This is a genomic window from Puniceicoccus vermicola, assembly GCF_014230055.1.
Classification (GTDB): Bacteria; Verrucomicrobiota; Verrucomicrobiia; order Opitutales; family Puniceicoccaceae; genus Puniceicoccus; species Puniceicoccus vermicola.
This window is the reverse complement of record NZ_JACHVA010000137.1, coordinates 17,124-28,967: the sequence shown is the minus strand read 5'-3', so window position 1 is coordinate 28,967 and position 11,844 is coordinate 17,124. Positions and strand designations below refer to the sequence as shown.

General features: G+C 48.2%; 8 protein-coding genes and 1 pseudogene. All 9 read right to left on the bottom strand.

What is annotated here, in order from left to right:
* Window positions 1-1,150: pseudogene (locus tag H5P30_RS19525) on the bottom strand (IS256 family transposase); the annotation flags it as partial.
* A gap of 58 nt (window positions 1,151-1,208) precedes the next feature.
* Window positions 1,209-2,369 carry an MFS transporter gene (locus H5P30_RS19515; RefSeq protein ID WP_185694597.1) on the bottom strand — a complete coding sequence of 387 codons (1,161 nt, stop codon included), beginning with the start codon at window positions 2,367-2,369 and terminating at the stop codon, window positions 1,209-1,211.
* A gap of 44 nt (window positions 2,370-2,413) precedes the next feature.
* Window positions 2,414-4,030, bottom strand: a complete 1,617-nt coding sequence (locus H5P30_RS19510; protein WP_185694596.1) for a hypothetical protein — start codon at window positions 4,028-4,030, stop codon at window positions 2,414-2,416.
* A gap of 13 nt (window positions 4,031-4,043) precedes the next feature.
* Complete coding sequence (locus H5P30_RS19505; RefSeq protein WP_185694595.1) at window positions 4,044-6,125, bottom strand: hypothetical protein; 2,082 nt, start codon at window positions 6,123-6,125, stop codon at window positions 4,044-4,046.
* Between the two features lies 1 nt (window position 6,126).
* A complete protein-coding gene (locus H5P30_RS19500) occupies window positions 6,127-6,834 on the bottom strand; it encodes a hypothetical protein (RefSeq protein WP_185694594.1) in 708 nt (235 codons plus the stop codon).
* 2 nt (window positions 6,835-6,836) lie between these two features.
* Window positions 6,837-8,294: a sulfatase family protein gene (locus H5P30_RS19495; protein ID WP_185694593.1), complete on the bottom strand. Its 1,458-nt coding sequence runs from the start codon at window positions 8,292-8,294 to the stop codon at window positions 6,837-6,839.
* Window positions 8,295-9,773, bottom strand: a complete 1,479-nt coding sequence (locus H5P30_RS19490) for a sulfatase-like hydrolase/transferase (RefSeq protein ID WP_185694592.1) — start codon at window positions 9,771-9,773, stop codon at window positions 8,295-8,297.
* A gap of 125 nt (window positions 9,774-9,898) precedes the next feature.
* Window positions 9,899-10,732: a LamG-like jellyroll fold domain-containing protein gene (locus tag H5P30_RS19485; RefSeq protein ID WP_185694591.1), complete on the bottom strand. Its 834-nt coding sequence runs from the start codon at window positions 10,730-10,732 to the stop codon at window positions 9,899-9,901.
* The gene (locus H5P30_RS19480; RefSeq protein WP_185694590.1) at window positions 10,729-11,808 is read right to left on the bottom strand and encodes a substrate-binding domain-containing protein; all 1,080 of its coding nucleotides are present in this window, start codon (window positions 11,806-11,808) and stop codon (window positions 10,729-10,731) included. Before H5P30_RS19480 ends, H5P30_RS19485 begins: the two co-directional genes overlap by 4 nt.
* Between the last annotated feature and the right edge of the window lie 36 nt (window positions 11,809-11,844).

Genomic DNA, 11,844 nt, shown 5'->3' with positions numbered 1-11,844 from the left:
TCCGGGAAGCTTCCGACCACTCGGGTTCTGCGACGTATCTCCTTCATGATCCTTTCGAGCATATTGTTGGTGCGGATGCTGCGGTGGTGCTCTCTGGGGAAACGGTAGTAGGTGAGCGATTCGTCGATTCCCTGAAGCAGGATGCTGGCTGCAGGACCGAGCTTCAAGTCTTCGAGCTTGGCGGCCACGGAGATTGCTTTTTCGCGGGCACTTTGGGCATCTTCCTGGGCATGGATTGCCTTGAGCATAGGGATCACCTCCTCGCGCTTTTGTTTGGGCACTTTGTGTAGGATGTTTTTATGGAAGTGGAAGACACATCGTTGCCATTTGGCTTGCGGATAAAACTCCGGTAAGGCCTCGATCAACCCGGCTGCCTTATCGGAGATCGCCAGATCGATCCGGCGCAGTCCCCGCCCGTATAGGTTGCGAAGCAGGTTCCTCCAGCTCTCCTTGTCTTCGCTCATGCCCTCGCTCACTCCGAGCACCTCGCGGAATCCCATCTCGTTCACTCCGATGGCCACGAGGATACTGACGTTCTCGACCTCGCCTCCCCAAGCCCGCTTGAGCCAAAGGCCGTCCAGGTAGGTATACACGTAGCGATTCCTGAGCGGCCTCTGCCGCCACTCCTCAATACGCTCGTAAATCTTCTGGTTGAGGTTACTGACCGTCGAGGGACTTACCCGCGTGCCCCAGAGAGCTTCGGTGATGTCCTCGACCCGGCGAACGCTTACCCCGGCCAAATACATACTGCGCGCCTTCGGCTTGCTGCTGTCGCTTCGCTCGGAACCACCAGCGACTCTTCCACGCTGGACTCGCGGCGTTTGTAACGCTCGATGATCTGAGTCTCGAAGCTCGCTCCACGAAGCTTCGGGACCTTCAAGGTCACTTTGCCCGCTCCAGTCTCCAATCCCCGTTCGTAATGTCCGCTGCGATGGGCCGAACGCTCTTCGCTGCGTTCATAGCGACCGGCATTGCACAGATGCTCCGCCTCGGCGTTCAAAAGGCCGTTCAAGGCATCCTCTACCGTTCCACGGACGAATCCGCTTAGGTCCTTCTTCAGATGATCGAAGTTGATGCGAACAACTTCGCTTGATTCGGCCTCCCGGCCTGTTACTGTCTCTTCAGGTGTCTTTTCGTTGGTGTCTTCCATGGCTGTTAGTTGTCGTTAACCAACTGCCTACCGGATAACCGGCGGAAAGGCACTCCTTTCAATTTTGCGAAACTTTTTGGACGTTACCGCCTGTTTTCAACTCATCCAAATCGCAAACATCAGGAATCATAGCGTTTAAAAGTAACCACGTAGCGCCAAGACCAGCTCCCATCAGGGCATTTGGAATCAGTTGTAAGTAAGGTCCGGCTGGCGTATACAGATACCATTTAAGAATGCTGCCGATGAAAGCCAACGCCAGAAAGCAGGCGAGCGCTCGACGTTTACCAATTAAACTGGAGGTAACGGTTACAACCGGGATCGAAAGAAGCCCAACCACCGGACCGATGAATCCTGCTGCTAAACTTACATTTGCAGCTTCTCGTTGAACACCATCAAAGATGTAATAAAGGCTCACATAAAAGCCCAGGAAATTAACTAGATTTAAACTACAAATCAGGCATAGCGTGAGCCCTATGATAATGAGGAATGCTGGCTGGGAAAGAGTCGACTTCATACTCTTGAGCAATGGGGTCTTTTTCTGCTTTCGAGCTACCGTTGCAACTTCGGGATTTTCCCGAACAAACAAGGTTGGCACCAGAGATATGATGAAAATCAAAATCCCGGCTCCAATGCCCACATAGCGCATGCCCTCAATCGTGTCGTCGAAAATCGGCCTCTGAGTCCACCAAAATAAACTCCCCACCAAAATGCCACCAAGTTTCCCCATCCCCACTTTGTAGGCCATCACTCGGGTCCGCTCATGGTAGTCTGGACTCATTTCGAAGCTGAGGGCAATGTAGGGGACCGAGTATATCGTGAATGCGGTGGTCAGAAGTAAGGCTCCGACTAAAATCCAACCAAAATAAAACGTGTCTGATTGTTGCTGAGGAGCCCACCAAAGTGACGCAAAAAATATCCCACCAAGAAAACCTCCCAACGCGAGATAGGGCCGCCGCCTACCCCACCGACTTCTAGTATTGTCAGTAATTGAGCCCATCACCGGATCAGACACGGCGTCGTACACTCGCGACAAAGCCGTGATCCAGCCTAGTAGAACTGGGCTAACTCCAAAATTAACGTTGAATATGACGTTCAACATCTGGTTGAAGCCGTTATTCATTATTGAGTAGGAAATCAGCCCACTTCCAAACGCGATCTTCTGCGGAACTGAAACTCGGTCTTTAGGATCCGTTTCTTGATGGGGCTTTTGAGATTTCATTGAGATTCGTATCCCGATATCGAATGCCTTCCGAAACTTACACACTAGAGCTTTTGAAAGGTCACCAACAGAACCGCGGACTCATTGATTTTCATATCCCACATCGGATCGAATTCGATAAAGATGCGATGATCCAGAAGATCCACCTCGAGCTCTCGAGTACGATTTTCCTCTCCTATTGAGAAGACATGACAATCAACCGTTACATCATATTCTCCTTCTAACGAGCCCAGGTCAGGATAGATAGAGACTCCTCTCAGTGCAGCTTGGGACGTAAAGTAAGGGTGAACATGAATCGCATAACGGATTTCATCACTGTCCACATCAGCCCGAATGGCTAACCATTGTAAGTCTGCACGCGTTTCAGGAACAATCTGATTTCTTGCCGCAACAAGTGGATAATTCTTCAAAAATGGCCCAAGGATCTCCTGCGCCCCCGTTCCGGTGGTTACTTCACCGGGGTGTTGTCGTTCATCTCCCCAAAAAATAGCTTTTGGAATAGCGCCTTCAGGCCAATCATTTTCCAAAACGAAGCTCAACCACTCAAAACTAACGAGCGCTACCGTATAATCCCCCCGACCACGCGCGCCTAGTTCCTCTGTTGTCCAAAGGTCTTTTACCTCGCCACTGGCGATCCACTGGTCGAAGATTCCCTGCAACAGGTCCCGTTGTCCATTACTGTAATGAATTACAGCCGCGTCGATAACCTCGCCAACCTTTTTTCCAGCCAGAGTTGGAGCATGCAATCCTTCGATTGTACTGCCTAGAATGAGGTCGAGATACTCGCGGTTTTCAGGTTTGAGCACACCTGAAACTGACCCCATCAGAATCTTAACTTTTCCAGGGTCACCGTATACATCCGTCGATGCTTCCCGCAAGGCTTCAATTGCCGGAGCTAAATAAAACTCAACGTAATCGTACCCATGCTGTGGATGACCACGAACATGCTCACCATCTGTAATGTCGCGAAGCGAAAAGCGATTGCTGGAATTTACTTCGTTACCAATTTCCCAATATATCGTGTTCGTGCGATCAGCGAAAACACCCGTATTCAACCGCACAAAAGTCTCATAGAGAGTATCTTTAAAATACGCCCCATTTTTCGCCATCAAGTATTCGATTTCACGCGCACCACCACCCTTGCGGTGGGGCGATATACCTCCGGTGTGTATGACCAGATCAATACCGGCTTCATTCGCCGACTGAACGGCGTCAATGTAATTAATCCCGAGGCTCCAAATATCGCCTGGTGCTGGATTCTTTTTCTTTATGCCTTTCTTATTCTTATTACGATCCAATGCATCAAGGGCATCAGCATCCAGCGACCTTCTGTCTGGATCAGAATTTGTAATCTCTTCCAGTTCGACATCGCCAACTTCTACGGCTTCATCCTCAAGAACGTAGAAGCGCTCTTCACCACTGAAATGCCCTACCACCGGTTCGATATTCTTTGGCTTTAGCCAGGTTACATCCTGCTTGAAGCCAATAGCCGCCAACCTTGGCCATCCTCTGGTAGTGCCGATGTAATTTTCCGGATCAAGCCGATAGTGCACGCCAATCGTATTCTGCCATGAGGTTCGGTTTAAGGAAGTGCTCTCATCAGCATTAAGAGATACCAGGCCAATTACTGGCCAAATAAATTTATGTATATTTTTTTTCATAATCTTGAACAATCTACTTCTTCAACCAAATCAAGAATGGCTCGGTAATCCGTCGATTCAAAGGCAAGATCAGTGCTCCTTCTGAAACCTCCGGGGACAGCTCGCTCGCCATGGGTAGAGTAATTTTCGAGTACTGAACTGCTTCGACATTCCAGCCCTCAAAACCCAGTCCATTCAGGCGAATACTTCCGAAATCAACAAAACCTTTCACCTCATTAGGGATGACACACACAAGTGCTCGTGTGGAAACTAGAGAGTCTTCGAAGACAACATAAACATCCGCCTTGTCCGAATCGAGATGGTCATACTTTAGTGCCGATTGACCAAAGAACTCTCCCATTTTACGGGTAAGGTCCATACCATCCCCACCTGCCCTCTCGCGCTCACCCCACCAAAAAACTTTCGCCTGGTCCGCAGTTAGCTGATTATCAACGACCCAATCGAGGAACTTGAATCCACTCGCCAATATAGTCACCGGTCCTTTGCCTGCTCTGCCGTGCAACTCGGTAATCCAAATCCCTTTCACTTTTCCTGTCTTCAGGTAATCCTCGTAATAGCGATCCATCCGATCCCGAATCTCACTTCCACTATTCGGAACAAACATATAGTGGACTGTAAGATAGTCGAAATGCTTCCAGACGGGATCTCCACGTAGTTCGGCGGGAGCGTCATCACCAAAACTGCTTTCCATCAGTGATTCCAGAAACCAGACATTCGGTGCATTGTATGGATTCATTGATCCAACGGCTACCGGAATGGCATTGGGACCTCCGAACCTTTCATTACTGACACGCTCAACAACTTGGACCGCAGGCGCCAACCAATGATTAATGTAAAAGTCCAACTTCCAATTTAGATCATATCCTTTATTAAACTGATTGCCCGGCAAGCCCTCGGGAGGACGCATATTTCTGAATTTCTTTCTGTTCACTAATTTGGGGTTCCAATGTAAACTCACCAACTCATTTCCCACTTGCCAAACTACATGATCGCGAACCTGTGGCCATTGCTGATACATCAGACTCAGAAAATGGTAATAGACATCTCGCTCAAAAAATAACTGGCCATCACGCTCACCTCTCATATGCATCTGCCACACCGCCATGAGATCATAATCGATAAGCTCTGGAATAAGTTCTGAGACAAATTGCATTCCATCGTTGGACTCTCTTCGAAAACTATCGATATCCACACGAACTTCTTCGTCATCAAACACGGCTGGACGAATTGTTGCATCGGATCGCTTTTCTTCCCGAACAATCCCGATATGTGGGCCACCGTAGCTACGAACTGCAGAGTAACGGGTGTGAGGATCTGCATCCTCAGGGCCTTCGACATAAGCATAGTGGGTTCCCCAATAGTCCGTCCATGGTGATGGAATCGACTTCAAAGAATCACCTACATCAATACTGACATCAGCACCTTCACGAAATAAGATAGTATTAGCATCTGAACGCTGCCGCACCAGAACCTTGCTAACTTGGATACTTCCCTGCGATACAAAAACACAAACGGAAGAATTAGCTTGGTTTATTTGAACGCCAGCACGAGAAATTTCGCGCCCGCCCCAATACAATACGGCCTGTTCTCCCTCGAATACGATATCCAACTCATAATGGAGGGGATTTTCGGGTAACCGCTTAAAAGTCTCAGAGGTATCACCGAATACAAACAATTCTCTTTGGGGGTAAACCTCAGCTCTCAATGGCTCGCCGGACTCGTCATCAACCCCGTGAAAGATCACTCCTGCCGAGGTATTATCCTCCGGCTCATGCTCAATAAAATCAAAGGTTGCTGTGATTCTCGAATCCACCAGAGGAATTCGATTTTGGTAAACGATCCTTCCTTCTTCTGGGGCAGCAACTTGGAGTAAATCGCGCGAACTCCAGTCAAACTCAACCTTCTCCTTAACGTGAAATTTTGCCCAGCTTTGTTTATCGAGAAGTAAATTATTCACTTCTTCGCCGCTTCCACCATACGCCGGATCGACAGAAGCAAGCACCAGCAGCGCAATGCCAACCGTAGCATGAAAAACCATTCGTGAATTTCGAAAAAAACCAAATTTTATATAGCTCATTTCATTTAATACATTCATTCTAATTACTGCTCATTCGGATAAAAATTGGGTTAAAGACATATCCGCCCACATCCGTTTTCTCATAGGCAACGACAACCAATAGCCGCATACCTTCGAGAACATTGACGGACTGCAAAACTGGCTCACTCCACTCCCCGCTAACCTGTGAAACGAAACGAAATGAGGCTGTGAATTTCTTATCCTGATACGGAATGAGAACGGATGACAGAGATTCGATACTTTCCGCCCCCTCCCCTGCGTGAACGGCTACCTCAAAAGGCGTATAATTTAAAATGAGCGCATGCTGCGGCGGGATACTTTCGAGATCGGTTAGAACAACAAATATCTTATACTCCCTAGGGCGTGCAAATGTCCTATACAATAGTATGGTCTGTGATGGCACCTCTGGATCTATGGCTACGTCCAAGAAGCGATTGAATGTCTCTGTTCCATCTTCATCGATCTGCTTTTCAAACAGATCAAAACGGCCCGACCCTAAAGCCGAAGCAGGTATTTTCTGTAGCACGAAAGCACGTTTTTCCAACGGAAAATATTCTTCACCCACCCGGAAGTAAAGCTGCAGCCTGTTCCGGTTTAACGCCAAATAGCTTACTTCCGCTGACAACCTATCGGTCCCGCAAAGCAAGACACCCAAGGTGATGAGAATCAAAATCAGTGCTTTCGCCCGAGTGAAAGCAGAGCTTTTCATGCCAACAAAATGATCCATGATCAACAGAGAGTTGTGCGATGCGGCAATGGGTCTACGGTCAAAACCAATTCGTGCACCAATGCATCTAGCGCTTCGGACTTTAAGTCCGCGCTCGAAGCATCGCTCCATAAATTAACGAAATTCTCCGGATCTGCCTTCCGATCGTAAAGCTCCCCTTTCTCACCATAGCCATGCCATGTGATTCGGTATTCTGGAGTCAGTAGCGTTCTCGGCCCAAAGGGATCTTCGACTAGGACTCGCTCCCGGGATGGTATTGGACGATCCCCCGAAATTGGATCGGACAGATCACATCCCATCATTCCATCAGGCAACGGCAAGTCCACAAATCCGAGCAACGTTGCTGAAATATCCATCATGGAAAGATAACTGTCGCTTTCGGATGAATCTGAAATTCCTGGCCCTTGGATTAGCAAAGGGATATTGAGCACAGATTCGTAATGCGCTCCCTTAAACAAGAGTCCATGATCCCCCAGGAGCTCTCCGTGGTCGGCCAAGAAGAATATATAAGTATTCTCAAATTCCCCATCTGCTCTGAGCCGGTCCAGGATTCTGCCGATCTGGTCGTCGATATGGGAGATCATTCCGTAGTAGTGAGCTTTGATTCGCTGCCAGTCACATTCGTCAAACTTGTGTAGGCCTACTGATTCGTGTGATCCCTCTTCGGCTCTCCACTTTCTATCGTATCCAAACGGCCACTGTTCTCTCTCTGCCTTAGACATTACCGGCAGAGGCATATCTTCGGCTTCATACATGGTGTCATAAGACTCAGGCGCAACAAATGGGTGATGCGGATGAACATAGGAAATCCACACAAAGAAGGGTGATTCGTCAGCTGTTTGGTCAAGGAACTCCAAAGCGCGATCCGTAATCCAATTGGATTTACTATGCTCTAAGGGGATAGACGATTTGCCACAGTAGCTCTGGGGATATGTGAAACTGTGCGGATCTTTCCATGGATCAAAACCGTGCTGAAGTAAGTACTCGCCATATGGCCCCGCATTGTGGTCCTCGACCAGCATACAGTGGTCCATACCGTAAAAAGGGAACTCCCATGGTTGGGGCTGAGGACTAATTGCTTTGGTAGTATCTGGCTTAGTGACTAAATCATCTACGTTATCCGGGGGAAAATTCCATTGAGGATTGAAATGCATCTTTCCCACACCAGCCGTTTGATACCCAGCGTTTCTTAAAACCTCGATAAACGATACTTCTTCCTTCGGCAAACTCACACCATTGATTCGTAAGCCATGGACCGATGGCATACGCCCAGTGAGCATCGATCCTCTGCTTGGTGCGCAGGCAGGACTGGTAACAAAAGTATTCTCAAATTTGATGCCTGCATTCGCGATGGAATCAATATTCGGCGTTTTGATCAGCTCATTGCCATAACAACCCAGCGCATCTTTTCGAAGCTGATCGCATGTAATAAATAAGATATTTGGTCGTTTTTTATCCATTTAATTTGCTAAGTATTTCACCCGCTTAAGCAAGGGGTCTTCGTTGCGCTCCATCCAGTTTAGCAACTTCTCCTTCATGTAGCCGCGCGCATCGTAACATTCGTCCGAAGCAATCAAGTTTCGGCTCTCATCCGGATCGTTCTTCATATCATAGAGCTCATCGACATCACCGACGTTTAAGACGTATTTCCACGATTCATTGCGGATCATTCTTTGAGATAAGAGGCAATGCCCAATCCCGCTGCTTTCCACGACGACGCTATCTGGCCAATCAACCGGGGCTTCTCCATTCAGCAAAGGCAGAATAGACCTGCCCTGCCCCTGTTGTTCGATTCCTTCATTGCAGTTAGCAATATCCAAAATGCTTGCGTATATGTCCGTCGTATTGATGAAGGCGTGTGTATCTTTGATTTGATTTGGAGAGTGCTTGATTATTAATGGCACGCGGACGGTCTCCTCAAACATACTGAGACCTTTGTCGACCATTCCGCCGTGCGAACCTAAGCTTTCGCCATGATCTGCGGTAAAAATAATCGTAGTATTTTCGTACACACCCAAGCGCTTTAACGCCTGCACCAAGCGGCCAACTTCATCATCTATATGTGATACAAATCCATAGTAGTGCTGAAGGAACGTTCGTATTTCATCCTCATCCTTACCCTTGGCTTTTCGCATTCCTGAATGGATGCGAGGGCTGGGTTGAGGCATTGAACTCATCGCGTTCCAGAGCGGCACAGAATTAATATCATACAAATCCAAGAATTCCTGTGGCACATAGTATGGCTCGTGTGGACCCCAAAAATGTAATGATAAAAAGAACGGTTGATCCCTCGAGGAAGCATCCTCAAGGCAATCGATTGCCCGATTAGTGAGATAGTGGGAAACAGACGACTCTTTGCCAGAGGCCAAAGTCGCCGCGCGCCCCATTCCGGTTAATTTGTTCTCAAGTTGGTATGTTAGACCATTAGCCTGCAAATATTCCTGAAACTGCGGGAATTTCTCACCTCCGCCACCGTGTCCCGGAAAGTCGTCTCCGATTTCATACCCACGTGTCGAGGGCAATGCCCCCGAGCCGACCGAGAGCCTCAACAAAGGATACTCTCTCATGTGCTTCTGAAACTCTGACTGCTCGGCTGCGTTTCCGCCAAATCCGAGGTGCCACTTCCCCGTGTAAGCTGTAAAGTAGCCATGCTCGCGCATACGATTACCAAGAAGAACTGGTGAGTCAGGTAGTTCATGAAAAAGGCATCCCGGTGTGCAAATATTAGTTTGCATGCCATGAAGACTGGGGTAGAGCCCGGTTTGTAACGAAGCGCGCGCGGGTGTACAGATTGGGGTTGTGCAATAGGCGCGCCGACAAACCGTTCCCTCACTTGCTAGCGCATCCAAATTCGGAGTTGAGCTATGCTTGTTACCATAGCAACCAATACTATCGGCGCGCTGCTGATCGGTTACGATCAGAACTATGTTTTGTTTCACGACTGACTAGGAGATGGAGGTGGGCACAGCATGCTTCAAGCAGCCCTGCGACTGGGGGTGGTGGAATAGACTCAAGATCCCGTCAACACTCTAGGAGCACTGACAAAACGGAAAATCTAGAAAGTTTACTTTTGCTTACCGACTCTTCTAGTGCAGGTCAGAGTAAGCAAAATCGTCCCGATCGATAGCAAGGAAAAGTGACTGGGTTCGGGTATTGCCGCGACAGCGTTATAATTCTGCAAAACCTGTGCATCAGATAAAGCCAAGTCGTCGTAGTGCCGCATGATAGCAATCTGACCATTAAAATAACCGTCGAGGGGTCCGGCGGCGTTTGTCGTTCCTCCAATAGATGCGTCATTCGAACCTCTCCAATCAGGGGCATTGCTATCACTATCAACAAGACTACCGTTGACATACAATCGTGAAACATCTGAACCAGAATCAATAACAGCCACGACCTGCATGTAGTCCTCAATCAATGCAGAGTTTATTTGAAAAGTCAGATTCACTTGATCTCCACCGTTATTGACGAAGAAATCAATTTCGTTTCCGTTCTGTGCAAGGACAAATCCTTGAGCGTTGGCTCCTGACTCTAAAAAGGTTCCTACGGTGGTGAGGTTTGATGGCTTGATCCACAATTCCCAACTGGAGGTAACTACACTGCCACTCGCAAAACTATCCTGCACACCAATCGAACTGGTGCCGTTGAAGCTGAATACGTGAGTAATATTCGTTCCGGCAGAAGTAACACTTCCGCTAGTTGAGTCCATCATGCTCCAATCGCGCACCCCCGGCTCCAGTGTGTTTTGCCAAACACCAACAGCACCTGGATTTGATGCATCATAATTTTGCGCTAGATTAGTAGTAACGACTTGAGCAGCGGCATCGACAGTGGGAAAAGCTGAAATCAACAAGGTGAGTCCAGCTGTAGAGATAACATTTTTAGTAGTCTTCTTCATGATGATTTTGAGGTATGCTTTACTTTTAATTCGAAGTCGGTTGATTCGCCTTCAAAAAGTTGAAATTGCGCTGGTGACAAATTGAGTGAGCCAATCCATTCCCGCTTATCACTCAGCATCCAATCCAGAATTAGATTAATATACTGGTCGGGCTTGGGACACTCCAAGACAGTCAGACTTGGGGACACGTAGCGACACATACCCTCGTCTTTCGCCGCACAGATGGCAACGTCTTCACCAGGCCGGATGCCAACATCTCTCATCGCCCGCATTGCACCAATTGCCGCCGGCTCACTCGTACAGAGCAGGGCTTTAGCCTTAAACCTACCCTCAGCCACAAGCTTGCACATCGCATTATATCCACCTGACACGGTAGACTCATAGGGTTTCACTGGATAGTTATGAAACTCTCCATCGATCCCATGCAGAGAGCGCCAAAGTGACCATTGTTGAATGCGCGCCTCTATGATGGGGTCAAAGTTCTGAGCACTCAACACATCGATCTGTTTGTGACCTTTGCTCGCAAGGAGCTCCAAGAGCAATTGAATGCTCTCTGGCGGCAACATCTGCATCGACGGAATACCCAACTCTCGTCCATTGCTTTCCAAAAGGGCCACTGGCTTCTCGGATTCACGGATAATCTTAAGCACATTATCGGGAATTTCACCCATGAATGGCCACAGAAAGACCCCGTCAAAACGTTCGATTGTCCGAGCAACAACCAGATCATTCCAATGGACATAGTCCACTGGCCGAATCGCGATATTAGAGCGACTCGCACAACGTTCGATCGCAAAACGCCACCAGTCAAAATTCCAACTTGAAAAAGCGGGAGAAAGAAACGCGATTTGTCTAACCCTATCGCCTTTATCCGTGCTGGCGCAAACCACTTTCCCACTTGGGGTGCGCTGCAACAACCCCTCCTCAATCATCATCAAAAGGGCCTTTCTCGCCGTCAATCGACTTACCCCGACCTCTTCAGCCAGAGCACGTTCAACAGGCACATCGGTCAGCAGATAATCGCCACAGTTTATCCGGGCACGCAGTAACTCAGCAGTTTTTTTAGCCTTACTCATTTATACAATATTGGTATATTTCTATTATTTTTATAC